Source organism: Terribacillus sp. JSM ZJ617 (assembly GCF_044383785.1).
In the GTDB taxonomy this organism is placed as follows: domain Bacteria; phylum Bacillota; class Bacilli; order Bacillales; family Amphibacillaceae; genus Terribacillus.
Genome location: NZ_JBISEQ010000002.1, coordinates 455,259 through 479,598 on the forward strand (window position 1 = coordinate 455,259; position 24,340 = coordinate 479,598).

Here is a 24,340-nt window from a genome sequence, read left to right on the forward strand (position 1 = left end):
CCTTATTTAGATATGTTTACCGAAATACTGATAATAGTCGGTTTTGATAAAACCATTGAAAAGCTTGCGTTTCTTCGTTGCCTGCTTGCCGTAGAATGTTTCGAAACCTTCATGGGATGTCAAGATATAACCGCTCCATGAAGGGTTATCCTTCATGATAGAGCCGAGCTCTTTGTAGGCTTTTTCCACCTCAGGGCGATCTCCCATTCTTTCCCCATAAGGCGGATTCGTTATCATGTAGCCATTATCCTGCTTCGGATTCCAATCTGCCACCTGCATCTGTCTCCAGTTGACTAATTCCCCAAGGCCTGACTCAATACTGTTTGCCTTTGCGATTTCCACCATTTTATGATCGATATCCGAACCGGAAATATGGAGTTCCTGATCATAATTGGCTAAGTCCTCGGCTTCTTCCAGTGCCTTTTCCCAAAGGTCAGATTTCACCCAATGCCAGTTTTCGGCATCAAATTCACGGTTAAATCCAGGTGCAATGTTCTGCCCTATCAGTGCTGCTTCGATAGCAATCGTACCGCTTCCGCAAAACGGGTCGTGAAGCGGGAATTCCGGACGCCAATTCGTCAATAGCACCATTGCGGCTGCGAGTGTTTCCTTGATAGGAGCTTCGCCTTGCCCGACGCGATAGCCACGTTTATGCAAGCCCGTCCCGCTAGTGTCCAGTGTAAGGCTAACCGTATCCTTCAAGATAGCCACTTCAATCCGGTGTCTTGGACCGGACTCCTCCAGCCAGGAAGCAATACCGTGCTTTTGCTTCAGCCTCTCTACAACAGCCTTCTTTACGATACGCTGACAATCCGGGACGCTATATAACGTCGATTTGACGCTTTTTCCGATAACCGGGAATTCTCCATTTTCCTGTATGTACGTTTCCCAAGGCAATGCCTTCGTCTGTTCAAAAAGCTCATCAAAAGTAGTCGCTTTGAATTCCCCAACAAGAACTTTGATACGATCAGCTGTCCGCAGCCACAGATTGCAGCGTGCAATGGCGGACGGATCTGCCTGGAATATTACTTTGCCATTGTCTACTTGAACATCTTCATAGCCCAGCTGCTTCACTTCGCGTGCAACGACAGACTCCAATCCCATCGCCGCAGTGGCAATCAGGGTCACTTGCCTTTTCATCATGTAAAACCTCGCTTTTATGTATTAAAAAGCCCTCTCTAGCTGAAACCAGTTAGAAAGGGCTGTTTGTTGTATACAGTGGACCAAATGAATGTTCTGTAAGCCATGTTCTGTACCGATGCACTGCGAGCGGTGGTCAGCCTCGTACAACGGCAGTAATCATCTATCTACAAGCTCATCACTTGTCCCTTTTTAGGTTGAATTCCCATAATCAAGGGTGCCCCTACCAACATTTGGGTTGCTCACTCGTGGGGTTTACCTCGTTCCACTCAGCAAGTTTCCAAGCTGACTACGTCACTGTGGCACTTTCAAGACATGTCAGCCATATCCGAAGACTTAGGCTTTCTGCCTGCCGTTAGCATTGCTGCTACCTTGGCTTATGAATTCGCCAAGCACGAACACTACAAGCATCTCAGCCTGTGTGAGCATGGACTTTCCTCTGCATCACTGCAGCGATTACTCAAACATTCATTTTTAAGTTGCTAACCTATTGTACGCGGTTCGACGTCAATAGTCAAGACCGCCCAGCATCAAACATCATTCTCAGCGAATTTTTTTCCGAAAACGGCCTTCTCCAAATTGGACAGACGTTTAAGGATGTCATAATTCACTTGATGATTTGTCTGAGTCTCTCGCTCACGTACTGGAGCAGCCGGCTGTGGAGCTTGTTCTTTCGGCTGCTGTACAGATCTGGTTGATCTCACAGTGTCGTTTGAGGACTGCTGCTGTCTCAGACGTTCGTTTTCGCTTTTCAGTCGATCGATTTCTTTTTGGAATGTTTCGTAATCCTGAATGATTTTGTCCAAATACTCATCGACTTCATCTTGGTTATAACCACGCATACCTGTTTTAAAATTCTTTTCAAAGATATCTTTTTGTGTCAGTTGGATGTTTGCCAAAGCCATACACAAGTCACCTCATTTATACAATTGTATATAAGTCCATTCTTTCAAAATCAGTTGAGATTGTCAATTTTCTTCTCATGTCTGATCCCAATATGTAGGATCATTCATCTGTTCCTTCTCAAGTGTGTCCTGCAAATCCAGCGCAGTTATATAGTAGAGCTCATAATCATGCGCTTCTTGATAGCTGCGTGCTTCTTTGAGGAAGAAGTCGATACTGCCTGTCTGATTTTCGTCATACATGACAAGTGCACCCTCCGTTTTGGACAGCATCCATTTATCTCGTGCTTTGAATTGGTAAGGTCCCTTATAATCACCTTCATATATCGGCTGATAGAAATCAGCAAGCATGATCAGTTCCTGGTACTCTTCCTGCAAATCTTCTGACCAGCGTGCGTCCTGATTATCAAAAGGCGGGATGACAGCAAGCTGTATATCATATTCCTCTTCCTTCAGATCAAGTACAACCTGGGCTGCCCAAAGCTCCACACCCGTCTGGCCGGACAGAAGCACCCATTCCAATCCAGTTTCAATCAGACCGATCAGCTTGTCCCGTATGGTTTGCTTGATATAATGCACACGAGGATCACTCATCTTAAAGATTCCCATTTCGTAGTGCTTGTATCCAGTCACATATAAATTCTTCATCTGGGACATGCGCTCCTCTTCTTTTCACTGTTTCTATCTAAACATAAAAGAGCTGGCTGACGCCAGCTCTAATACGGCTATTAGTACCACTTTTTCTGAGTTGGTTTAGGTTTCGGTGCCATTTGCGGCTGCTGCTGAGGTTGCGGCTGCGGCTGGTACATTTGCGGGCTAACCTGCTGCGGCATTGGCATAGGTGCTGGCATCGGCATTGGACCACAGTCATGACAAGGGTTCGGTCTTGGCGGACTATTATGAGTAGGGCTGAGATGTGTCTGCTCCATCGATTTTTCATTGGCAAAAGAAGTCGTATGCGGATACATATGGACGTTCTTCACCTTATGATGGTTCACCACTGTAGTATGAACTGGGTGTATATGCTCAATTACCTCTTCAGAGTAAGTGTGTTGTACATTGTTGATGACAGGATCGACAATAGTCTTCGTTCCGCAGTGCACTGGACCACAATGTACTGGGCGCGGAGGAGGACAGCAATGTCTTTTACGCATGTTCTTTCCCCTTTCTGTATTGGATTCTCTATAACATATGAAAGGGCGAAAGAACATGTACTATGACAAAAACCTATATTTCAGGCGTTTCGACTGATTAACCTGTCCGTATTTCTTAATGACTCCAAGTTTTGAGCCCCGATTCCGAACATGCTGATCCTAAGCTCAAGTTCCAGCTGCTCGAATCGTTCCAGCAGTGCCTCTTTCGAATCCACAGCTTCTGGTAAGATGGAACGACCGTAGCCTGCCATATCAGCTCCTAAAGCTATCGCTTTAGCTGCATCAACGCCAGTCGTGATTCCTCCGCTTGCAATCAGGCAGTCAGGGGCTTTTGGCAATCTGCTCAGCTGCTCGATGCATGTAGCCGTCGGAAGACCCCAATCAAGAAATGCTGACGCAGCTCTTTGCTTTATTGGATTCTGAGAACGATATTTCTCCACTTCGATCCAAGAAGTCCCTCCTGCTCCCGCTGTATCAATGAATTGTACGCCTGATTCAATCAGCAGGCTGCATGTATCAGGAGCGATCCCAAAGCCCACTTCCTTGATGCCGACTGGTACAGATAATGTATCAGCCACTCTTGCGATTTTTAGCAGAAGACCGCTGAAGTCTGTATCCCCTTCATCTTGGAAAATTTCCTGCATGCTATTAAGATGGAGCACGATAGCATCTGCACCTGTCAAACTTACGATTTGACTGCATTCCTCAGGTCCATAGCCGTAATTCAGCTGGACAGCACCGATATTTGCGAAGATCGGAATGGTCGGCGCTTCTTCCCGCAGCTGAAAACTCTCAGCAGCTGTCTTATTTTCCAGCGCCACTCGACTGGAACCAAGCCCTAATGCCCAGCCTTTTTCTTCAGCAGCTCTTGCTAAATTCCGGTTTATCTCATGTGCACGGGGCGTGCCGCCGGTCATACTGCTGATCAGAAAAGGTACTTTCACCTGTTTTCGAAGAAATGTGGTGCTAGTATCAATAGTATTGAAGCTGATTTCAGGAAGAGCTTGATGCTCGAATCGGTAAGATTCAAATCCGGTTGAAATTCCTTTTCCTTGCACTTGTTCATTCAACGTAATATGTATATGTTCATCCTTACGGTTATGTATTGATCTTTCTTTCATCCTGTTTCCCCCTGGCTCAAAACCTATCCCTGTAATATTGCTTGTGCTGTCAATTTCCCGCTCAAAGTGACCATTGGTGTACCGCCTCCAGGATGTGTCGAACCACCAGCAAACCAAAGACCTTTAATATGAGTATCTTTATTCGGTATCCGGAAAAAGGCTTGCTGGAATTTGTTCGAACTCATCCCATAGATAGCCCCCCGAAAAGCGCGAGTCCGCACCGCTAAATCAGCTGGTGTCTGGAGCTCTTCAAAGATTATACTTTCCGATAAAGCAATCAGACCCTTCTCTTCAAGCTGCCGGATAAGCTGTTTTTTATACCATTCTTTCTCTTGCAGCTGGTTCATGCCAGTAAGATATGGTGCATTTGCAAGAATGAACAAATTGCTCATATTGGCAGGTGCCAGTTGGGGTTCACTTGCTCCCGAAAAACAAATATAAAGTGTTGGCTCTTCGACATACTGCTTCTTCTTAAAGATCGAAGAAAATTCTTTCTCATAATCGGAAGGAAAGAAAACATTATGATGAGCTAATGCAGCGTAGCACTTTTTAACACCTAATAGCATCGTAAAGCCCGACAAGGAAGGTTCGAACTTCTTTATTTTATGATCAGGGAAATGCGGCCGCTCAGACTCATCCAATAGTCCGCTGTACAAGCTTAGGGCATCTCCGTTTCCGATAAGCGTATCACAAGCATAGTCACCTTTGGTAGTCGTAACCCCTGTCACGGTGCCTCGGCTTGTCTGTATACTGGTCACGTCGGTTTCTTTTTCAATGTGAACACCTAATTCCACAGCCAGCTTTTCAAATGCTTCCACGAGTTTGTATGTGCCGCCTTTAATGCCATACACTCCTTCCCCCGCTTCCAGGAATGCCAGCATGGCAAAGATGGATGGTGCTTGATTAGGAGAGGACCCGACATATGTCGCATATCTGCCGAACAGACGTAATGTATTCGGATGCCGGAAGTATTGTTTTAATAAAGATTGAAACGATTGTATCGGGCGAATTTTAGCAAAATTGCGCAAAAGCTCCGGCTGCAGTTTTTCCTTCAGTAGAAATAGAGGTTTATGAAGAAATGCCCTCTCAGAAATTTGAAACAGCCTCTTGCTTTCGGCAAGAAAAGCAGGATAAGCCCTTGCGTCAGCCTTACTATAGACGGCAAGCTGTTCCTGCATCTTCTCGACGTCTGCGGTCAGCTCGACAATACTCCCATCAGGAAAAAAATTCTTCCCAATTGGTGTGATTGGGTAGAAGGACAAATAATCTCGGCTGTCCCGTCCTGTATCATGGAATACTTGTTCGAAAATGTGCTTTAGCGTGATTGTGCTTGGTCCTAAATCAAAATGGAAACCCTCCTGGTTAACCTGTTGAAGCTTGCCGCCAAGTGTTTTATTCTTTTCAAGTATTCTTACATTCCAACCAGCATGAGCAAGATATATACTGGTCGTTAAACCACCTAATCCGCTCCCGATGATGATAGCACGTTTCATTCGTAATATCTCCTGCCTTTCCATTCGTATCCCTCTTTTTGTTTATGAATCCTTACTGCATCCATAGCTAGCAAAATAAAACAGGTACATGCAATTGGGTAGAGAAAGAATGTATACCAGCTTGTCTTAGCTTGAAAATCAATGATAAATTTAATGATAGCTCCGATCATATAAGCCAAAGCTGCTGCGAGCGTCGTTTGCGTAGCGTCAAACAATAGAGCAGAAACAAAGCAAACTGTCGGTACAACATATATCAGTGCATATAACACACATATAAATAAAGTAAGGAATATATTGCTTCCCGTCCCTGTGAAAATATTTTTACGGAATCCGAGCCACACAGAACGGTTAGCCTCGTACATTCGCATACTGGCGAATTTTTCACCGCGCAACAAAGCAACTGGAAACTGAGACCGTTTCATCAGACGCATAAGTTCCATATCATCCACTATGGCAGATTTGATAGCAGCATGACCGCCAGCATTCTGATAACTTTCCTTGTGAATACAAATGAACGCACCGTGAGCTGCAGTGAATTTAGGATCTTGGGTTTTCGTTACTTGTCGAATTGGTAAGTGGCAAATGACGAGGAAAACCATGAATGGTACAAGCATGCGTTCAAGAAAAGTATGAACACGCTGCCTCGGAAAAGCAGATATCATATGATAACGACCGTCAAGATATGGCTGAAGCAGCAGAAGTCCACTTTTCTCCACTGTCACATCCGCATCGAGAAACAGCAGCCAATCCCCTTCCGCATATTGCCCCAATTGATGACAAGCATAGTTTTTACCTGTCCAGCCGGAAGGCAGCTCCTTGCCTTGAATTAGTTTCAAGTTCTTTAGCTTAAGCTGGAATTGCTGCACAATAGTAGCTGTTCCATCCGTTGACTGATCATCCAATACAAGAATTTCTTTTATGTAGTCCTGTTGCGGTATCAGACTCTCAAGTAACTGTCCAATGTTATCTGCTTCATTTCGTGCGGGTATCAGTATGCTCAATGGCTTGACCGCAGGACTTCTTTGCGTGAAGCTTTTCGGAAAAGCGGTGCTGTTATACAGCACCCAAATCAGCTGAAGTAGAAGCAGGAAGTTGATTATTAATAATAGTACAAGCATAACGCATCCCCTTCCTAGCTGATCTGTTCCTGGGACTCCATACGCAGCCCCCCGATGATCGTCTGTTTATGCTCGTCTGCTTGTTCTTCCAGTAGTTTAGATAAATACATACTGACACTGGAACGTGTCATGCTTTCCCAGTTCTCCTGAATCGCTCTACCGAAGTGCAAGGAAGCAATGGGCTTCTTTTCTTCCCCGAAATGATAATGTAAAGTAACCGGGACAACCGGTACCTGCTTCTGATGCAGCAAATAACCTATTCCCGTCCCAAAAAGATATGGTCGCTGGTCTTGATGCAAAATCTGACCCTGGGGAAACAGCCAAACGCAGCTGCCCGCTTCCAGCAGCTGTGTTGCATATTGAAGGGAAGCGACAACATCGCGAATTCTTGTTTTGTTAATGGAGAAAGCACCGAGCTTGCGAAAGAAGCGATAATTTTCCAGTCCTTCTTGGGCCATCAGCATATAATGATCGCCTCTCAAATGATTTTCCGCAACCTGGAAGATTAACAGTCCATCCCACCAAGAACTGTGATTTGCAATATAAATGGCGGGTACTTCTGGTGTCTGGACATGTCCAGTTGCTTCAACACGTTCAAAGTTACGAGGAAGCAAATAATACCGTTGATAAGCAGCGAAAAGTTTAATGAACCATCGCTTTTTTTCTGCTTGAATCAAACACTCTCCTCCCTTCTGTAACAAGAATGAACAGAATGGCCAGACAAGCAACAAGGATGAAACCTTTCTTCAGAGCCAGCAGACCGAAAAACAGGAACATCAATTCCAATAATCGATACGACTGAACTGACGGCTTCACTCCCCTTTGCAATGGAAGCACTAATGACAGAATAGCAGCCAGGAAAAACCATGTAATAAAATTCGTTGCCGGAATCCCATAATAAAAACCGCCATTATCCCATTGCCAAAAGTCCCAAGCTAATGCGACAGGATCAAGTATTAAATCAATGAATACAACCCATATACCAGTTTCCAAAGCCCGCAGCCACTTATTTTGCTGTGTACTGATCATAGTGCTGTTAACGATAAAACCAACCCAGGCAATGGCGATTGTAAAGGGTACTCCCAACACATGATACCCGAGCATGGTCGTATATCCGTAATCGCCGAACGGAAATCCTGTATAAACACTTAGTGCTTCAATGAGCAGTGTAGTAACACCGATGATTAACAGAACAGCGGTCGTTTTGATCTTTTTCGTGTTATGGAAGAAATATGCTTTGCTTTCTGCCAGAACGGATGCCATATAAAGAATCATAAAAATACTATTTGCAAAGTAGAGCCATTCCGGCAGCTCCCAGAATAAAAGAAGCACCAGTCCTATAAACAGCCAAACAGCAAAGATACGATACATCATGTAATCGATTCCTTTTTCCTCGCCTTTTTGGCAGCTTTGTAAAGTGCTAGTTTACGTGACTGCGGTACATATGCACGCTTATGGAATACATCATAATCATTTTCCTTGATTGCATCCATGATTGCTGCATAATAGCTGCTTGCCAATGTGATTGCAAATGCACTCGATTCGGGATACGTATTCAAACCTTCCAGACCCTCTTCAAACCAATTGTCAGCAGTAGTTATCAAGTCATCAATCACCTGATTGAACGAAAACGATAGTTCCTGGGCATAAAACGCTTCTTCTGTATAGTCATAGGCTGACATGATAGACAGCGGAACATATCGTCGACCGCGCTCCAAGTCCTCTCCGATATCCCGCAGGATATTGACAATTTGCATTGCCTTACCAAGCTTGATTCCTGCTTGAACAATTTGCTCTGACGGGTAATCATGCAATACCGGCAGCAGCATTTCGCCGACAGATCCGGCTACGTGGTAGCAATAGTTTTCCAGCTGTTCAAATGTTTTGTAATGCGTATGCTCCTCATCCATGCGCTGACCCTTTATCTGGGTGAAGAACGGCGCTGGTTCCAGATTAGGAAAAGTGTCGAACAGCCAGCGAAGGGAAGGCCAGATAAAATGCCCTTCCGCTTGGCTGAGATGGTGAAAGTTCCACTCCAGCTCGTCCAGCGTATAAGCGCTGTTTTCAGGTTCATCCATGCTGTCATCAATCATCCGGCAGAAAGTATAAATAACAAAAACAGCTTCCTTACGCGGAGAAGGAAGCTCGCGAAAAGCTTGATAAAAGCTCGCGGAGTGCTGCTTCATCGCCTTCTCACACGCTTTTGCGTACGGTTTCTTGAGCATAGTCTCCCACCTCACTCTTTATTAGGTCACTTAAATTCTTCGCTCCTTGCATGACGATCGGTACACCTCCGCCTGGATGGACAGAAGCGCCGACAGCATAAAGTCCTTCAATACCGAATGGTTTGTTCTGCGGGCGGAAGCCTCCTGATTGAAGCAGATTCGGAGCTATTCCAAAGCTCCCTCCTTGATACAGACCAGCTTGACTTGCATCGGCCGGGGTCCTTACCTTCAGCCATTCAATTGATCCCAACAATCCTGGCAGCAGCGTCTGCTCTGCTTTGTGAAGAACACGTTCAACGAGTAAGTCTTGCTGCTGATCCCAATTGATATGGTCGCCGGATGGAACTGGGATTAGGAAATATAATGTCGATTTTCCGGCAGGAGCACATGACGGATCTATTGAACCCGGATTGAATACATAAAAGGACGGGTCATCTGGGATAGTCCTGGACTCAAAAATAGCTTTCATATTTAGCTGGAACTGTTCAGGTAGCACAAATTGATGTGTTTGCAGCTCTTCCCATTTTCGATTGGTACCTGCATAAATGAGCAGGCAGCCATTGGAGGCAGCAGGTTGCTTTTTCTTTTTTGCTTTATTATCATCAAGTAAAGAATGAATGGCAGGAAAGTCACCGTTGAACACTACATTATCAAAAGGCTGGTATACTCCGTCCATCTCGATACCGCTTACTCGTTTCCCATTCTTCCGGATTTTTTCCACTTTCGAATTGTACTGAATAGTGACACCGCGTTTTTCACAATAAGAAACCAACGTTTCGATCAGTCCCGCATAGCCTCCTTTCATATACCAGATACCGTGCTCATGCTCGCTATAAGAAATAAGGCCATAAATTGCAGGAGTCGTATAAGGAGAACCTCCTATATACAAGGATTGGAGTGCATAAGCATCTTGCAGCTTCGGTTCGGTGAAATAATCACTGATAAAAGAATGAACATTACGGTAAGCTTTTGATTTATAAAGGAAACGCAGGTTGCTTGTCGTAAAGAAACGTAACCTGTTCGAAAAGCCCCGCTCCAAAAATTGACTCACCCCAAACCGGTATACGTTTTTCATATCGCGCATAAATTGATCAAATTGTAGCGCAGAATTTGGAAACTTCTCCAGTAATTCTTCTTTCTGCTTTGCAGAATCGGCATATTTTGTATACGCAGTACCATCCGCGTAATGAATCCGGTAAAGCGGATCACATTTAATCAGCTCAAGATCCTTCTGAGGAATAGCGCATGACTCCAATACACTGCGAATCATATCGGGCAGAAGGACAATTGTCGGACCTTGGTCGATTCGGAACATGCCGTCAGTTTCGTACTGCATACGCCCACCGGGATTCGACTGCTGTTCAAAGATCGTTACCTCATGTCCCTGTCTTTCCAGAAGCAGTGCAGTTGTTAGCCCACCGATACCTGCACCGATAATTGCCGTTTTCACATCGTCACCTTCTTCCGAGGGGAATTTATCATTTGATAAGTTTTCGCTCCATTATTCTTCTCCACTAGATCGGCACTGATCTTTGCTGACTGAAAAATGGTTGGCAGTCCGCTGCCAGGATGCGTTCCCCCACCAACAAGGTAACAATGGGATAGCTCTTTCACTTGATTATGAGGTCGGTTGTACATCATTTGATCAAGTGAATGAGCAAGATTAAATACTGCTCCATGCTTAATATTCATCGCTTCCCAATCTGACGGGGTAATGCAATGCTCTGTTTCAATCAGAGCCTCTATATTCTCAATACCGGTTTCATGAGCAAGGATATCCAGCATTTTCTGCCGTATACGAGGACTTGCTTCGTTCCAATCAATGTCAGCCTCTGTATTCGGCACTGGCATCAGCAAATAAGCTGTAGACTTTCCAGCAGGTGCCGTTGTCGGGTCAAGTTTCGTCGGATAGTGAATGTAGACGGACGGATCCTTTGAAAGAACGAACTGTTCTGTCATCTCTTCTACATTCTTTTTGTAGTCATCTGCAAAGACAACCATATGATGAGGAAGGTCGACTTCTTGCTTCAAGCCTAGATAAAGCATGAAGGTTGAGCAGGAATATTTTTTATTCTCCGTTTTCTTCCGGAATTTCTTCTTCCACCTACCATCAAATAAATGCTGCATGCTATAACTGTAATCCGCATTGATAATTACTTCGTCAGCATGAACGACATGACCATCTTCCAGACGAATACCTGTGGCCTGTTTGCCTTCTGTAAGAACTTGAGCAACAGGTTTTCCGGTATGGACAATGCCTCCGTACTCCTCAATCACCTGCCGCATCGCTTCACAAATTCGATTTACGCCACCTATGGGATGGTACAAACCGAACTTATGCTCAAGATAAGATAGTATCGTGAATGTGCCAGGACACTTCCAAGGTGACATTCCTAAGTATTTTGCCTGGAAGGTAAAAGCATATTTTAGTCGTTCATCATTAAAATAGGTAGAAAGCTTACTATATACTGTCTGAAACATATCCAGTTTCGGCAGCGCATGCAGCACATCCTTAGTCAGATACGTGCGTTTATGTACGAAAGGACGGCGCAGAAGTTTTTCCACTCGGTCAAACTTCTCCCCTTCTTTTTCCATGAAGTGAATGAAACCTTCGCTTTCGCCAGGAAAGACCCGTTCGATTTCATCCAGCATATCTTGTCTGTCGACTCGGGGTGTAAAAGTGACGTCCCCAAACCGTAGCGTATATAATGGATCTAGTCGATGCAGCTGGACATAATCGTGAAGATTTCGACCCGCTTCCTCGAAAAGCTCCTCCAGAAGCTGAGGCATCATGAAGAAGGTCGCACCAAGATCAAATTGGAACTCGCCTTGCTTCAAACGTGAAGTCCGGCCGCCAATCACATCATTTTTCTCATATATTTCTACGTTATACCCTTTGGCTGCAAGCAGCATCCCAGCTGTCAGACCCCCAGGACCAGCTCCGATAACTGCTACTTTTTTCTTAGTCAACGGTCAGACCTCCATTCCAATAGTCCCCTTTACCCTGTTCGCCTTATGAAGAAACCTATCGAACGATAAATAAAATAAAAAAGGACCCAAAGTGTAAAAACACTTTGAGTCCTTGAATCAGTGTCGATTGTTACTGCGCAGCTTTTTCGTCAGAGTAGAGATCTTCTGGCTGGAATGAAAACGGAAGCAGCTCTTCCATAGTAACTGTCTTTGAAACGCCATTCATGTTCGAAATGTGGATGACAGCATCCTGCGGGAAGAATTCAGCCATTACCTGGCGGCAAGATCCGCAAGGCGGAACTGGACGTTCTGTATTCGCAACAACTGCGATTTCAGAGAACTCCCTTTCGCCGTTTGCAATTGCTTGGAAAATTGCTGTTCGTTCAGCACAGCATGTAACTGGATAAGCAGCATTTTCGATATTGCATCCTTGATAAACTTTTCCTGCCTTTGTCAGTACTGCAGCACCTACTCCAAATTTAGAATAAGGTATATATGCCCGTTCTCTTGCTTCTTTAGCCAGATTAATCAATTCTTCTTTCGTCATTTGTTTTCTCCCTCTCCGTTGTATCCTTCAATTCGGTCCAAATCTTCATCTAGCAATTGGATGACGTAGCCGATTGATTGGTGATAATCCATATATCGTTCTGACTTGATGTCTATGTAATAACTATGCAGAATGATTAAATGGACATTTTCTTCTGTAGACTTTACCTGCTGCGGATGCACACTGACCTCGCGCTGCTGGACAAATTCCTCCGCAGCCTGATGCCACTTCCTAAGCAGCAGATACATTGGTTCTGTTTCCTTCTTGACCATTTCAAAAAATGCTTTATCGTGCTTTTCGCTTGGAGGCTCATGCGTAAGGAAGCGCTCTTTCAAACGTGCCATCAAGTCGGATAGCTGCTTATTATATATCTGTAATGTAGTCAATATAACCCCTTCTCTGCTTTTCGTGTTGTTCTATTATACAAGCAGTCAGGCTAATTTACCATGCTCATGATTCCATTTATCATGCTTTTTATCCAGCTGGGACTCTGCTCGGAGCACTCGTTCAATCAAAGGCTGTTTTAACGTCGTCCTGGAACGGTTCGCCTGTACGGTGAGTCTTTGGTCCAATTTCCGATATGCGCCAGTCAGCTGGAACAGAGCCAGCTGCAATTCTTCTTTGGTCACACCATTTTGCTTGTTCATCCGTATGCCCCCTTTTTCCTTACTTTTTCTGCCCATTTAAGACTTCTCCTGCACAGTTGACAAAACAACAAAAAATACGGGCACATTCGCATGATTCAGAGCTGTTTCGCTCATCCTAACTATAAAGGAGGGTGAAAGATGAAAAAGCAGGAAAGAAAGACATCGACTGGCCAGAAACGGCCGACAGCCCGCACTGCCGGCGACGGGTATGATAAAAAGCTTGATGGACCAAACCGTCCTTCCATATAAGTGTAAAAAGCAAAGCGGTCAATTGATCGCTTTGCTTTTTTTCTTGATCAATGCCGCAATCTTCATCAGTCGCCTCTTCCAATAAAAGGCGGTTCCGGTTGGACGATGACGCTTTTTTTTCTCAGGGGTCAGCCAACTTCGTTTGATGCCCCCATATCTGTACCAGTCCGTACGAATAATATCTTTGTGTGTAATGACTGGATAGCACGCTCGTAATGGACAACTGCCGATGGTTCTAAATCTGCCATAGCGCTCATAATCATCTCGAGACCCCGTGTAAGGAACGCGTTTGGCAAATTGTACAAATGCGGGATAAAGCTGGTCGTCAAAAAGGAGCTGGCTCAACTTCTTCCCCATCTGTATTCGTTCATCCACGCTTGTAAAATGGTGAGCATACAGTCCATACAACTCCCCATCCATTGTCGGGAAGAACACAGTATTCAAACGAAAAAAATCCTGAAGCTGATATGGCCAGCGGCTGAATACATGCTTTTTATAGAACGGCTGGACGATGACAGGCGAGCCGATGACATGCTGTTCGTTGACGATAAGGCAGTACAGCAGTTGCTGCATGTCACCTTCTTTTATGAATTGCTTCCACGTTTCTTCCATAAAAGCAGACACACGAAAATGATGAAGATGTGCGATCATGTCAATTTGTCCTTTTTTATGTGACTCATACAACAGCAACTGCGGATAAGCATCAGAGAAGATGAGCCAATTGGCACGTTCGTAAAGAGAAAAAAGCTGTTTTCTTATACGTGCTGACAGTAAGTCCTGAAACATATCCAAATGTAAATCTGTCATATTCCAGCCAGCGTTCCTAGAAACCATGGAAGCCAGGAATGCCCACTTTATCTCTGGATTCCGTTCATAAAAAGCTTGATAAGCCATCGTTCTTCGGATATTATCTAAGTTTGCAGCGGCTGTTTTCTCTTCGATGGAAGAAAGCAATTGTGCTATGTCAGTAATTGTCATCGAATTGCCCCTTTTTTCAGTTGAGTTACAGACACAAAGTGAAGTATTCTAAGGATTATGGTATGATCATTCCTATAGTGGGGGGAGAAACCGTGCAATATCCTAACGGGAAAAAGATCATCAGACAAACTGCTGCATCGAGGCTCACACAGCCTGTCGACTTCGGCAATAGAGGGATGACTTTAGAGGAAGATATCAATGAGACGAACGAGTATTATCTCGCTCAGCAAAAGGCTATCATCCACAAAAAACCTACCCCAGTGCAGATTGTCCAGGTCGACTATCCAAAACGAAGTGCAGCGGTCATTAAAGAAGCGTATTTCAAACAAGCATCCACTACGGATTATAATGGCGTATATCGCGGAAAATATGTAGACTTCGAAGCCAAGGTCACTAAAAACAAGACCAGTTTCCCGCTCTCCAATTTCCACGAGCACCAGATTTCCCACATGGAGCATGTATGCAGCCATGGGGCTATCTGCTTCGTCATTATGCGTTTTTCCGCACATAATCAAACATTTTTTTTCGAAGCAGAGAAACTTTTTCCGTGGTGGAAACGTCAATATGATGGAGGCAGAAAATCCATTCCCTACGAAGTGATTTGTGAGCAAGGATTTCTGATTCCAATGAAGTATCAGGCAAAGGTCGATTACTTACACATTATCGACCAGCTTCATTTTAGAACGGAGGAAGAGGAGTAATGGCAGAAAAGGGCCAATCTCGTGCATCAAGAAGAAAACAGAAAAAGAAGAAAAAACCTATTTGGAAGAAAATATTACTTACGATTGTATTAATAGGTGTATTATGTGTTATCGCAGGTGGTAGTGTATTTGCTTACTACGCTGCTACAGCTCCTAAGCTGGACGAAGAAAAACTAACCGACCCTGCTTCCAATATCGTCTATGACATGAATGGCGATGAATTTGCGGAATTAGGTTCGGAAAGCAGACGAAAAGTAACGTATGACGATCTGCCGCAGCAGCTGATCGATGCAGTAACTGCTACAGAGGATTCCCGATTCTTTGAACATAACGGAATCGATATCATTCGTACCGGCGGCGCATTAATTTCCAACTTTAAGAATGGATTTGGGGCAGAAGGCGGAAGTACGATCGACCAACAGGTCATCAAACGCTCTTTCCTATCTCCGGAAAAGACAATCAAACGAAAAGTACAGGAATGGTGGCTTGCCTTCCAGCTTGATCGAAAGTACTCCAAGGAAGAAATTTTAGAAATGTATTTGAATAAAGTTTTTTACGGGGAGTATGCAAATGGTGTATTAACAGCATCAGAAACATATTTTGATAAAGATGACTTGAATGATTTAACACTGCCTGAAGTAGCTTTGCTTGCCGGGCTACCACAACGACCTACTGCTTACAACCCATTTGAGAATCCCGATCTTGCTCAGGAACGTATGAACACTGTTCTTGATTTAATGGTACAGCATGGGAAAATCACCCAAGCAGAAGCAGATGAAGCGAAAAAGACAAAGGTTGAGGATTTACTTACTGAGAAGAAGCCACAGTCAAATAAATATGGAGCTTTTCTTGATCAAGTACAAAAAGAGCTTAGCGAGCGTTTTGAAGATACCGATCTTCATCTAGATGGCATGAAGATTTATACAACTTTGGATCCGGATGCGCAAGACACTGTGGAAAATGCACTTAGCGAAGACAGCGGCATTGTCTGGCCCAATGAAGAACTGCAAGCTGGTATTACCCTACTCGATACTAAGAGCGGAGCAATTCGGGCTATTGGCGGTAATCGAAACAACGAACTTGGCGGTTACAACTATGCTATCCAGGGAAATGGTCGTCAGCCGGGATCAGGTATGAAACCGATTCTTGACTACGCACCAGCATTTGAAAATGGTGTTTATACATCTACGTATGAACAAATTAATGATGAACCACTTACTATTGGTAAGTGGACTCCTGGTAACTATGATGATCGATTCCATGGTTGGATGAGCGCAAGAACTGCTTTGGCGAAATCATACAATATTCCAGCAATAAAAACATTCCAAGCTGTTGGTGCAGAAAACGCAGAGAAATTCGCGAATGGTCTGGGTCTGGAATTTCCGGATGGTATCAAAAATGGAGATAGTATAGGTGGAGCAGCTCAGTTCCATACGATTGATATTGCTGGCGCTTATGCAGCATTTGGTAACGAAGGTATCTACACGGAGCCATATGCCATTACGAAAATAGAATTTAGCGATGGTAGTACGTTGGATATGAAACCAGAATCTGAAGCAGCGATGAGCGAATCAACAGCTTATATGGTAACAGACATGATGCGTTCTGTTATGACAGAAGGTACCGGAACATTAGCAAATGTGCCGGGGTTGGATATTGCTGGTAAGACTGGTACAACCAATCTAGAAGACCAAGAAGGAAGTCCTGACTCCTGGATGAATGGCTTGACAACAAATTACACCCTCTCTGTTTGGACTGGTAACGATAAAGGTAGTACAGTAATCCAGGACGGAAACGGTGTAATTGGAACGAATGTTGCAAAACAGCTATTCAAGCAAATCATGACAGAAGTCCATGAAGGTAAGGACACGGAAAGCTTTAAAAAACCCAGCAGCGTAGTGGAGGCGAAAGTCGAAAAAGGCTCTCGCCCTGCTGCTTCTCCTAGTGCTGGCACCCCCTCTTCTGAAATCCTGACGGAATTATTCCTGAAGGGTAATCTTCCTGGTGCTACATCAGAAAGATATGAAGAAGAAGAAATAGCTCCGGTTACCGGACTTTCTGCAAGCTATGATGAAGCAAGCAACAGCATTAATATCAGCTGGAACTACGATGGCGATGCAAACTTCAGTATAAGTGCCGATCCAAGCGGCTCGACATCCACATCTGATACTTCAGCGGTAATTGATAACGTTCAAGCTGGACAAACCTACAACATTGCAGTTACAGCATCAGTTGATGGTGAGACTAGTGAGGCAAAATCAACTTCTGTCACCGTCCCTGGTGGAGAAGAAAATGCTGAAGAAGAAGAAAATCCTGATGAAAATGCTGAGGATCAGCAAGATCAGAATAATGAAGATCAGCAAAATGAGGACGAGCAGAACCAAGATCAGAATGATGAACAGAATCAAGACCAAAACGCCGATGAAAACAGTGACCAGAACAATGGTAATGGTAACGGTAATGAGAATAGCAACGGCAACGGTAATGGCAATGGCAATTCTGATCAAGGCGGGGAAACCGGCAATACCGAGGAAGAAGATAATCCTGATGGAGACAATCCGGATTCGGATACTGGCGGAGATACTGAATCGGAAACTGATCAAGGTAATACAAACGAGCAGCAATAACAAAATATCAAACAAAAAAAGACAGTCACTTCAATCTGGAGTGACTGTCTTTTAATTTGCTTCTGCCTTCAGACGTTTCTTGCCTTCCCGGCAAATGTCGTTCAAGGGACATGCCAGGCAGTTAGGGTTTCTTGCCTTGCAATGGTAGCGTCCGAAAAAGATCATGCGGTGATGTGTATCGCTCCACTCATCACGTGGTACCTTTTTCATCAATGTGTTTTCTACTTCGGTTACGTTGTCCTTCCAGCGGCAAAAACCGAGCCGTTTGGATACACGCTCAACGTGGGTATCTACAGCAATGGCAGGCTCGTTGAAAGCAACCGATGCTACCACATTGGCTGTCTTGCGCCCTACTCCAGCTAGCTTGACTAGTTCATCACGTGTGTCTGGTACAATTCCGTCATATTGATCAAGCAGCGTCTGACAAAGCTTCTGGATATTTTTCGCCTTGTTGCGATAAAGACCGATAGAACGAATATCATGCTGCAGCTCTTCAAGCGGAACAGCTAGATAGTCTTCCGGTGTCTTATATTTTTCGAACAGATCTTTCGTTACTTTATTGACAAGGTTATCGGTACACTGCGCAGACAGCAGTACGGCGATCACCAGCTCGAATGGATTACGGTGGACCAGTTCACATGCTGCTTCCGGGAACATGTCTCGCATCGCATCCAATGCCCGTCGTATCTGTGTTTTGTTCAGCATTGTATGCTTTTCCTCCTCAATCTTCTTCCAGCCAGTTATAGTAAATACTTACATCGCGGGCTGGTGCTTGCTGCTCTGAACGTACTGCAGCTGCCGTAGGCCGCTGGTTCTCATGAAATGATTTACTTTCCTTGCGAGCCTGGTCTACGGATCGGATACCTTTACGCTTCCATTCACGCAAAATACGATCTATATAGCGGAAATTCAATTTACTCATCAGTACTGCTTCTCGCAAAGCAGCTTTAATGAGGGATGGCGGCTGCATGTCTTCATCGAGCCATAATGTGACCGTTTCTATTTCAAAAGGTGACAATGGTCGGCCGAATTCCTGCTCAAAAAGAATGAATATTGCAGCCTCTTCTTCTTTGTCTGTATTCTTTTCAGGTTCAGGATACACGGTTTCTGCAAACGCGAGATGCCATAATCCGTTCAGACTGTAAGCTTGGCTTCGCACGTTTTCTTCCTGCACATCTTCAATCTGCAGCATATTACGCTGAACCAGCTTGCGTAAAACTAAGGCTACATCTCTTTCGGAAAGCGTTACTTTTTTGGCAAGTTGATCTGTAGTCGGAAACATGATACCTTGCTGCTGGAAAAAGCAAATATGCAAAATGACCATCATTTCCGTTTCATTCAAGCCAAGGGATACATATCTATTCATCAAAATACCGGGAAAGGAAAATGGATTTCCCAGCATTCGTTGGTAATTCAAGTCGTTATTCATCTGGGTTCTCCTTCCATTAATAGGACAATCCCTCGTCATTCGACAAGGGATCGTCAGGAAATCTATTTATTATGGGTATAGACGGTTCAAAAGACGCGGGAATGGTATAGTTTCGCGAACGTGCTCCACTCCGGAAAGCCAAGCGACTGTCCGCTCCAGACCAAGACCAAAGCCTGAGTGTGGTACACTGCCGTACTTGCGTAATTCCAAATACCAGTTGTACGCATCGCTAGTCAGGTTATGTTCTTCGTAGCGTTTTTCCATCAATTCAAGATCATCGATACGCTGAGATCCGCCGATGATTTCGCCATAGCCTTCTGGAGCAATCAGATCTGCACAAAGCACGACATCTTCCCGATTCGGATCTGGCTTCATGTAGAATGCTTTGATTGCAGCTGGGTAATGCGTGATGAATACTGGCTTGTCGAAGCTTTCAGCAATCGCAGTCTCATGCGGTGCTCCGAAATCTTCGCCCCACTCAATATCATCAAACCCTTTTTCCTTCAGTAATTCGATCGCTTTGTCGTACGTGATGCGCGGGAATGGCGCAGTAACTTTAGCCAATTTCTCTGTATCGCGTCCAAGGATTTCAAGGTCCAGTTTGCAGTTCTTCAGTACAGAAGCAACTAGGTGACTGATGTAGTTCTCCTGGATTTCCAGGCTTTCTTCGTGCTCAACAAAAGCCATTTCCGGCTCAATCATCCAAAATTCGATCAAATGACGTCTAGTTTTGGATTTTTCTGCACGGAATGTCGGACCAAAGGAGAATACTTTGTTGAATGCCATTGCAGCTGCTTCCATGTAAAGCTGTCCGCTTTGTGATAGATATGCTTCTTCGTCGAAGTATTTTGTATGGAACAATTCCGTCGTACCTTCTGCAGAGGAACCTGTCAGAATTGGCGGATCGATTTTCGTATAGCCATTTTCATGGAAGTATTCATACGTTGCACGGATGATTTCATTACGGATTTTCATCACCGCATGCTGTTTTTGGGAACGAAGCCACAGATGGCGGTTGTCCATCAAGAATTCAGTTCCATGCTCTTTTGGTGTGATCGGGTAATCTGTTGCTGCATGGATTACTTCCACATCACTGACCTGGATTTCATAACCGAAGGAAGAACGGCTGTCCTCTACTACTTTTCCTGTAACATAAAGGGATGTTTCCTGTGTCATGTTCTTGGCTGTCTGGAACACTTCCTCAGATACGTCGCTTTTGACGACGACACCTTGTACAAATCCAGTTCCGTCACGCAGCTGTAAAAATGCAATTTTACCGCTGGAACGTTTGTTGCGGAGCCACGCTCCGATTGTTACTTCTTCTCCTACATGCTCACTAAGCTTTGCGATCGTTGTCTTCAAAAAGAACCCTCCATTGTCTGTCCTACATATGTAGTTGTATTATTGATATTGGTTGGATAGAGCATAGCTTTCCAGCTGCTCGGTACCATCTAGTGTGTAATAACTGTAGCCGAGGCGATCCTGTCCATCGCGGAATGTGAATTCCCATGCTGGTGCATCATCGTACAATCCAAGCCGGACATCATCCAATTCACAGTCCGCTCCGCACGCTGACTGCCAGCTGCTTTCTGCTTGCTGTTCATCAGCAGTATCTGTAGTAAAAATGATCTGCTTCGGATCCTTCTCGCCCTTTTTGACATAAGCGATAGCATCTTCTCCATCAGCCTGCTTGCCTTTGACGACATGATATACATGTTCGCCATTGAATCGTGTCACTTCATCTGCGGTTTCAAGATCCGTATTATCAAGTGCAAAGTCCTCTGAAGCTTCAAAGCCCTCTGTTCGTGCATTTTGTGCTGTGCTATAAACGTATATACCGCAGCCGAGGACAATGATCAAAACTGCTAAAGCACTGATAATTGAGATCTTTGCCCATTTAGGTACGGTAAATCGTGAATATCGCCGTATCATGATCTTCCTCATCCAATGCTAATCCGAACATTAAGTCCTTCTCTTTCAGTGTACGGTTCAGTGAGTCAACCAGCTTGTACAGGTCGCTGCTGTATTGTACACGTACAGTGGACAATGTCTCCATCTTATTATTTTCCATCATCGTTACCTCCGAGCAATTCATTTACATGATTTGTTACTCATAGAGATGGCTTTCTGCAGCAAACTAATGTATGTTGAGAAGCAATCCAATTCTTATTATACCAGTTGTACTGGTGTAATTCTAAGACGAGTTCAAAGTTTTTTCAACAAAAATCTTCCTTCTCCCCAGCAGTTGTGCGTCCTAGTGGCGCACTTTTTTTATAGCCATTCCTCTGCTAGCTCCAAAAGTTCAGCTGTACTCTTATAATGTGTGGGTACATCTGGTATCGAAGCCGTGAAGTAACTGCCATATCTTGTCTTCATCATCCTGTCATCACAAACGAACACAATCCCTCTATCACTGGATGACCGAATCAGCCTGCCGAATCCTTGCTTAAAGCGGATGACTGCATTAGGCAATGCAAGCTCCATAAAGGCATTCTTTCCTTCTGCCTTCAATTTGGCTGCCTTTGCTTCATAAATTGGATGATCTGGAGGCTGGAATGGCAGCCTTACAATGACGAGACAGCTTAAATCTTCTCCAGGAATATCGACGCCTTCCCAGAATGAACTGGTTCCGAACAGGATGGCCTTCTTATTGCTTTGGAAATTCTTTTTCAGCCGATCACGACTGCCGCTCGTAATACCTTGAGCAATCAAAGTATAATCCTGATCCTCTGTCAGTTCCTTCACAAGTCCATAAGCTTTTTTCAGCATATCATAGGAAGTGAATAATACTAGCATCCGCCCATCCGTAATGGCAGCAAGGCTCAAAATCGATTCACAAACCGCATAAATGAAAGGATAGTTATCCTTGCCTCGCACATCCGGAAAATCATTTGGGACGAGCAGCTGTACTTGCTCCTGATAAGAATAAGGAGAATCGAAACGTCTTGTTACGGTGTGTTCATCCAAGCCTAGCTGTTCCTGAATGAAAGCAAACGATTGCTTCATTGTTAAAGTTGCACTTGTGAGCACAACACTCTTCTTTTCCGAAAAGAAATGTTCCAGTAGCAAATCTGCAATTTCTAATGGTTCACTGTACAAGTAAACAGCGTTGCGCGCGCCGTACATATCGACTTCTATCCATTTCACTTCCTCATCGTCATACATAAGGAACATCCGTTCAATCGCATCAATGATTGTCTGCAGCTGATCCACTGCATTCCGAATGGAATCAGCAATCTTCTTATCCCCCTGCTTATCAGCGGATTTTGTCAGCTGAAGCAAATGGTGGATACAGTCTCGCACACCAAATAATAATCTGTTGCTCATTTCAGCTATTACCAGGACCTGCTTTGTCTGCCGAACATCCTCGAGCCGCAGCTGTAATCTGCCGATGTCGTTGGTTCCGAGCTTCTTCTTATGCTGGGACAAGACAAAATCATGGATATAGCGGAACATGTCATCTGCTTCTTCTTTCGTCTGATCCCATAAACTTTGCCAAATCAGCATCTCTGCTTGTGTATTTGGGAGCTCATCCGTTGCTGTCTCATATACTTTATTCGCATGAGACAGCATATGGTGGATGCTGACATAATCCAATGCCAATCCAAAATGCTTCGCGGCTGTCGCCTCGAAATGATGTGCCTCATCGATAATGGCTCGCTGATACGATGGCAGGAGCTGGTATTCTTCTTGCATATCGCTGCAAAGCAGCGCATGGTTCGTCACAATCACATCTGCCTGCCATGCTGCTTTTTTTGCCCGCTGGTAAAACGAACGGGAAAACCATGGCGAAAATGGATCTTGCGTATCCTCTGCATCCGCAGACATGTGCAGGAAAAATCGCTTCCCGCTGGAAGGCAGATTCACTTCATCAATATCACCAGTTTCAGTCATTGTCAGCCATACAAGTAAAATCGCTTTTGTAAGTACGATATCATAATTATCATTTGCTGTTTGCTGAAGCTCTGATTCGAAGCGGCTGAGACTTAAATAATGCTGCTTTCCCTTCAGCAGTGCAGCTTTAAAGGAAAACGGCAGAATACGCTGTAAAAGCGGAATTTCCTTGTCCATCAATTGTGCCTGCAGCTGAGTCAAATGAGTGCTGATAACGATCCGACTCTTTTCTTTTACTGCTGTGTATACTGCTGGCAAAAGATAAGCAAGTGACTTTCCGGTACCTGTTTCCGCTTCCAGGAGAGCGTGTTTATTTGATTGGAAAACATCAAAGATCTGTTCACTCATCTCCAGCTGACTTTTTCTCGGCTCATAGCCTTTCATTCCCTCTGAAAGCCAGCCACTCTTTTGATACAGCTGATCCGCCATCTCACCGAAAGATTGCGTAATAACAGATACAGTATCATTTTCTTCCTGGACTTTCCGAAATGCCAGCCCTCGATAAACCTCAAGCCCATCATCTTGTGTATCCTCGAATGCAAGTTCCTCCAAACGATACTCAAGTAAGCCGCGTAAATCGCTCTTCAATGAGCGTTCCAGTGTTAGTAGATGAGAAATTGTCTCATAAGGCAGCTTTCCTAGCTCATCAAGAAGAGACAGCAGGAGTTCTGCCGTTACAAGCGTATCGGACAGCGCACGGTGAGGCTGATCATGTTCAAAAGAAAGGTGCTCACTAAGAACACTTAATTTGTAGCTCGGCGCCGTTGGCAGCAGAATACGCGCCAACTCGACAGTATCCAGCACTGGGCGCTGAATTGGAGTTAGTCCCGCCTCTTCCAGAGAGCTGTTCAGAAACCGCAAATCAAAATTCGCATTATGAGCAACCACATAGCTATCTTTGAAGAAAGCAGAAATCTCTTCTGCTACATCTTCAAATTGCGGAGCACCAGCTACATCTTCATCCGTAATACCTGTCAGTTGGGAGATGAAAGGTGGAATCGGCATACCGGGATCCAGCATCGTCTGAAATTGATCTGTGATCACACGTCCTTGGATGACGACAATCCCGACCTCTATGATTTTATCGCCATTCGACGGCGCATGTCCTGTTGTTTCAAGATCCACCACTACAAATTTTTCCATAC

General features: G+C 44.5%; 25 protein-coding genes and 1 other RNA gene. 3 read left to right on the forward strand and 23 right to left on the reverse strand.

Annotation, left to right across the window (positions count from 1 at the left end; genetic code table 11):
* Nucleotides 1–6 precede the first annotated feature (6 nt).
* The 16 genes from ACH6C1_RS08465 to ACH6C1_RS08540 all read right to left on the reverse strand — a co-directional run bounded on the left by ACH6C1_RS08465 (nucleotide 7) and on the right by ACH6C1_RS08540 (nucleotide 13,353).
* Nucleotides 7–1,140: a THUMP domain-containing class I SAM-dependent RNA methyltransferase gene (locus ACH6C1_RS08465; RefSeq protein ID WP_095222812.1), complete on the reverse strand. Its 1,134-nt coding sequence runs from the start codon at nucleotides 1,138–1,140 to the stop codon at nucleotides 7–9.
* Nucleotides 1,141–1,234: 94 nt separating this feature from the next.
* An RNA gene (rnpB, locus tag ACH6C1_RS08470) (RNase P RNA component class B) lies at nucleotides 1,235–1,608 on the reverse strand.
* 62 nt (nucleotides 1,609–1,670) lie between these two features.
* Nucleotides 1,671–2,045: a cell division regulator GpsB gene (gene gpsB / locus ACH6C1_RS08475; RefSeq protein ID WP_095222700.1), complete on the reverse strand. Its 375-nt coding sequence runs from the start codon at nucleotides 2,043–2,045 to the stop codon at nucleotides 1,671–1,673.
* A 75-nt stretch (nucleotides 2,046–2,120) separates the two neighbouring features.
* Nucleotides 2,121–2,690: an SLOG family protein gene (locus ACH6C1_RS08480; RefSeq protein ID WP_374076327.1), complete on the reverse strand. Its 570-nt coding sequence runs from the start codon at nucleotides 2,688–2,690 to the stop codon at nucleotides 2,121–2,123.
* 80 nt (nucleotides 2,691–2,770) lie between these two features.
* Nucleotides 2,771–3,196, reverse strand: a complete 426-nt coding sequence (locus ACH6C1_RS08485) for a CotD family spore coat protein (RefSeq protein ID WP_366249796.1) — start codon at nucleotides 3,194–3,196, stop codon at nucleotides 2,771–2,773.
* A gap of 80 nt (nucleotides 3,197–3,276) precedes the next feature.
* The gene (gene fni, locus ACH6C1_RS08490) at nucleotides 3,277–4,317 is read right to left on the reverse strand and encodes a type 2 isopentenyl-diphosphate Delta-isomerase (protein WP_374076329.1); all 1,041 of its coding nucleotides are present in this window, start codon (nucleotides 4,315–4,317) and stop codon (nucleotides 3,277–3,279) included.
* A gap of 23 nt (nucleotides 4,318–4,340) precedes the next feature.
* Entirely contained in the window at nucleotides 4,341–5,810 is a 1,470-nt protein-coding gene (locus ACH6C1_RS08495) for a phytoene desaturase family protein (RefSeq protein ID WP_374076332.1), read from the reverse strand.
* Nucleotides 5,807–6,928, reverse strand: a complete 1,122-nt coding sequence (locus ACH6C1_RS08500; protein ID WP_374076334.1) for a glycosyltransferase family 2 protein — start codon at nucleotides 6,926–6,928, stop codon at nucleotides 5,807–5,809. The genes ACH6C1_RS08495 and ACH6C1_RS08500 overlap by 4 nt, the downstream gene beginning before the upstream one ends.
* A gap of 14 nt (nucleotides 6,929–6,942) precedes the next feature.
* Complete coding sequence (locus ACH6C1_RS08505) at nucleotides 6,943–7,605, reverse strand: lysophospholipid acyltransferase family protein (protein ID WP_374076336.1); 663 nt, start codon at nucleotides 7,603–7,605, stop codon at nucleotides 6,943–6,945.
* Nucleotides 7,571–8,302 (reverse strand): carotenoid biosynthesis protein, encoded by a 732-nt coding sequence (locus ACH6C1_RS08510; RefSeq protein ID WP_374076338.1) that lies wholly within the window; start codon nucleotides 8,300–8,302, stop codon nucleotides 7,571–7,573. The genes ACH6C1_RS08505 and ACH6C1_RS08510 overlap by 35 nt, the downstream gene beginning before the upstream one ends.
* On the reverse strand, nucleotides 8,299–9,153 hold the full coding sequence (locus ACH6C1_RS08515) for a phytoene/squalene synthase family protein (protein ID WP_366249802.1): 855 nt from the start codon (nucleotides 9,151–9,153) through the stop codon (nucleotides 8,299–8,301). Before ACH6C1_RS08515 ends, ACH6C1_RS08510 begins: the two co-directional genes overlap by 4 nt.
* Nucleotides 9,122–10,603 (reverse strand): phytoene desaturase family protein, encoded by a 1,482-nt coding sequence (locus tag ACH6C1_RS08520; protein ID WP_374076340.1) that lies wholly within the window; start codon nucleotides 10,601–10,603, stop codon nucleotides 9,122–9,124. Before ACH6C1_RS08520 ends, ACH6C1_RS08515 begins: the two co-directional genes overlap by 32 nt.
* Nucleotides 10,600–12,123: a phytoene desaturase family protein gene (locus tag ACH6C1_RS08525; RefSeq protein WP_374076342.1), complete on the reverse strand. Its 1,524-nt coding sequence runs from the start codon at nucleotides 12,121–12,123 to the stop codon at nucleotides 10,600–10,602. Before ACH6C1_RS08525 ends, ACH6C1_RS08520 begins: the two co-directional genes overlap by 4 nt.
* Before the next feature lie 130 nt (nucleotides 12,124–12,253).
* Complete coding sequence (locus ACH6C1_RS08530; RefSeq protein WP_095222691.1) at nucleotides 12,254–12,670, reverse strand: cytidine deaminase; 417 nt, start codon at nucleotides 12,668–12,670, stop codon at nucleotides 12,254–12,256.
* Entirely contained in the window at nucleotides 12,667–13,056 is a 390-nt protein-coding gene (locus ACH6C1_RS08535; protein ID WP_374076344.1) for a DUF1798 family protein, read from the reverse strand. Before ACH6C1_RS08535 ends, ACH6C1_RS08530 begins: the two co-directional genes overlap by 4 nt.
* Nucleotides 13,057–13,101: 45 nt before the next feature.
* Nucleotides 13,102–13,353, reverse strand: a complete 252-nt coding sequence (locus ACH6C1_RS08540) for a hypothetical protein (protein WP_374076346.1) — start codon at nucleotides 13,351–13,353, stop codon at nucleotides 13,102–13,104.
* 102 nt (nucleotides 13,354–13,455) lie between these two features.
* On the opposite strand from ACH6C1_RS08540, the gene ACH6C1_RS08545 reads away from it, so the two are divergent.
* On the forward strand, nucleotides 13,456–13,566 hold the full coding sequence (locus tag ACH6C1_RS08545) for a spore protein (protein WP_141234138.1): 111 nt from the start codon (nucleotides 13,456–13,458) through the stop codon (nucleotides 13,564–13,566).
* Nucleotides 13,567–13,584: 18 nt separating this feature from the next.
* Here the strand turns inward: ACH6C1_RS08545 and ACH6C1_RS08550 are convergent, their stop codons facing one another.
* The gene (locus tag ACH6C1_RS08550) at nucleotides 13,585–14,544 is read right to left on the reverse strand and encodes a DUF2515 family protein (protein WP_374076348.1); all 960 of its coding nucleotides are present in this window, start codon (nucleotides 14,542–14,544) and stop codon (nucleotides 13,585–13,587) included.
* A 92-nt stretch (nucleotides 14,545–14,636) separates the two neighbouring features.
* Between ACH6C1_RS08550 and recU the strand changes: the two genes are divergently transcribed.
* Nucleotides 14,637–15,245: a Holliday junction resolvase RecU gene (gene recU, locus ACH6C1_RS08555; protein WP_374076350.1), complete on the forward strand. Its 609-nt coding sequence runs from the start codon at nucleotides 14,637–14,639 to the stop codon at nucleotides 15,243–15,245.
* Nucleotides 15,245–17,872 carry a transglycosylase domain-containing protein gene (locus ACH6C1_RS08560; protein WP_374076352.1) on the forward strand — a complete coding sequence of 876 codons (2,628 nt, stop codon included), beginning with the start codon at nucleotides 15,245–15,247 and terminating at the stop codon, nucleotides 17,870–17,872. The genes recU and ACH6C1_RS08560 overlap by 1 nt, the downstream gene beginning before the upstream one ends.
* A gap of 51 nt (nucleotides 17,873–17,923) precedes the next feature.
* Here the strand turns inward: ACH6C1_RS08560 and nth are convergent, their stop codons facing one another.
* From nth to dinG, 6 genes are all read right to left on the reverse strand, one after another.
* On the reverse strand, nucleotides 17,924–18,577 hold the full coding sequence (gene nth, locus ACH6C1_RS08565) for an endonuclease III (protein WP_374076354.1): 654 nt from the start codon (nucleotides 18,575–18,577) through the stop codon (nucleotides 17,924–17,926).
* Between the two features lie 16 nt (nucleotides 18,578–18,593).
* Nucleotides 18,594–19,301: a DnaD domain protein gene (locus ACH6C1_RS08570; protein ID WP_366249810.1), complete on the reverse strand. Its 708-nt coding sequence runs from the start codon at nucleotides 19,299–19,301 to the stop codon at nucleotides 18,594–18,596.
* A gap of 69 nt (nucleotides 19,302–19,370) precedes the next feature.
* Nucleotides 19,371–20,663 (reverse strand): asparagine--tRNA ligase, encoded by a 1,293-nt coding sequence (asnS, locus tag ACH6C1_RS08575; protein WP_095222684.1) that lies wholly within the window; start codon nucleotides 20,661–20,663, stop codon nucleotides 19,371–19,373.
* Between the two features lie 39 nt (nucleotides 20,664–20,702).
* A complete protein-coding gene (locus tag ACH6C1_RS08580; RefSeq protein ID WP_374076357.1) occupies nucleotides 20,703–21,233 on the reverse strand; it encodes a cell wall elongation regulator TseB-like domain-containing protein in 531 nt (176 codons plus the stop codon).
* Nucleotides 21,199–21,372, reverse strand: coding sequence for a YpmA family protein (locus tag ACH6C1_RS08585; RefSeq protein ID WP_093728373.1), 174 nt, complete (start codon nucleotides 21,370–21,372; stop codon nucleotides 21,199–21,201). The genes ACH6C1_RS08580 and ACH6C1_RS08585 overlap by 35 nt, the downstream gene beginning before the upstream one ends.
* 200 nt (nucleotides 21,373–21,572) lie before the next feature.
* The gene (gene dinG, locus ACH6C1_RS08590; protein ID WP_374076359.1) at nucleotides 21,573–24,338 is read right to left on the reverse strand and encodes an ATP-dependent DNA helicase DinG; all 2,766 of its coding nucleotides are present in this window, start codon (nucleotides 24,336–24,338) and stop codon (nucleotides 21,573–21,575) included.
* Nucleotides 24,339–24,340 lie beyond the last annotated feature (2 nt).

What these genes read in the sequence shown, in the direction of transcription:
- ACH6C1_RS08465 (WP_095222812.1), bottom strand. Translation starts at nt 1,140, where the DNA reads ATGAAAAGGCAAGTGACCCTGATTGCCACTGCGGCGATGGGATTGGAG.
- gpsB (WP_095222700.1), bottom strand. Translation starts at nt 2,045, where the DNA reads ATGGCTTTGGCAAACATCCAACTGACACAAAAAGATATCTTTGAAAAG.
- ACH6C1_RS08480 (WP_374076327.1), bottom strand. Translation starts at nt 2,690, where the DNA reads ATGAAGAATTTATATGTGACTGGATACAAGCACTACGAAATGGGAATC.
- ACH6C1_RS08485 (WP_366249796.1), bottom strand. Translation starts at nt 3,196, where the DNA reads ATGCGTAAAAGACATTGCTGTCCTCCTCCGCGCCCAGTACATTGTGGT.
- fni (WP_374076329.1), bottom strand. Translation starts at nt 4,317, where the DNA reads ATGAAAGAAAGATCAATACATAACCGTAAGGATGAACATATACATATT.
- ACH6C1_RS08495 (WP_374076332.1), bottom strand. Translation starts at nt 5,810, where the DNA reads ATGAAACGTGCTATCATCATCGGGAGCGGATTAGGTGGTTTAACGACC.
- ACH6C1_RS08500 (WP_374076334.1), bottom strand. Translation starts at nt 6,928, where the DNA reads ATGCTTGTACTATTATTAATAATCAACTTCCTGCTTCTACTTCAGCTG.
- ACH6C1_RS08510 (WP_374076338.1), bottom strand. Translation starts at nt 8,302, where the DNA reads ATGATGTATCGTATCTTTGCTGTTTGGCTGTTTATAGGACTGGTGCTT.
- ACH6C1_RS08515 (WP_366249802.1), bottom strand. Translation starts at nt 9,153, where the DNA reads ATGCTCAAGAAACCGTACGCAAAAGCGTGTGAGAAGGCGATGAAGCAG.
- ACH6C1_RS08530 (WP_095222691.1), bottom strand. Translation starts at nt 12,670, where the DNA reads ATGACGAAAGAAGAATTGATTAATCTGGCTAAAGAAGCAAGAGAACGG.
- ACH6C1_RS08540 (WP_374076346.1), bottom strand. Translation starts at nt 13,353, where the DNA reads ATGGGCAGAAAAAGTAAGGAAAAAGGGGGCATACGGATGAACAAGCAA.
- ACH6C1_RS08545 (WP_141234138.1), top strand. Translation starts at nt 13,456, where the DNA reads ATGAAAAAGCAGGAAAGAAAGACATCGACTGGCCAGAAACGGCCGACA.
- ACH6C1_RS08550 (WP_374076348.1), bottom strand. Translation starts at nt 14,544, where the DNA reads ATGACAATTACTGACATAGCACAATTGCTTTCTTCCATCGAAGAGAAA.
- ACH6C1_RS08560 (WP_374076352.1), top strand. Translation starts at nt 15,245, where the DNA reads ATGGCAGAAAAGGGCCAATCTCGTGCATCAAGAAGAAAACAGAAAAAG.
- nth (WP_374076354.1), bottom strand. Translation starts at nt 18,577, where the DNA reads ATGCTGAACAAAACACAGATACGACGGGCATTGGATGCGATGCGAGAC.
- ACH6C1_RS08570 (WP_366249810.1), bottom strand. Translation starts at nt 19,301, where the DNA reads ATGAATAACGACTTGAATTACCAACGAATGCTGGGAAATCCATTTTCC.
- ACH6C1_RS08580 (WP_374076357.1), bottom strand. Translation starts at nt 21,233, where the DNA reads ATGATACGGCGATATTCACGATTTACCGTACCTAAATGGGCAAAGATC.
- ACH6C1_RS08585 (WP_093728373.1), bottom strand. Translation starts at nt 21,372, where the DNA reads ATGGAAAATAATAAGATGGAGACATTGTCCACTGTACGTGTACAATAC.
- dinG (WP_374076359.1), bottom strand. Translation starts at nt 24,338, where the DNA reads ATGGAAAAATTTGTAGTGGTGGATCTTGAAACAACAGGACATGCGCCG.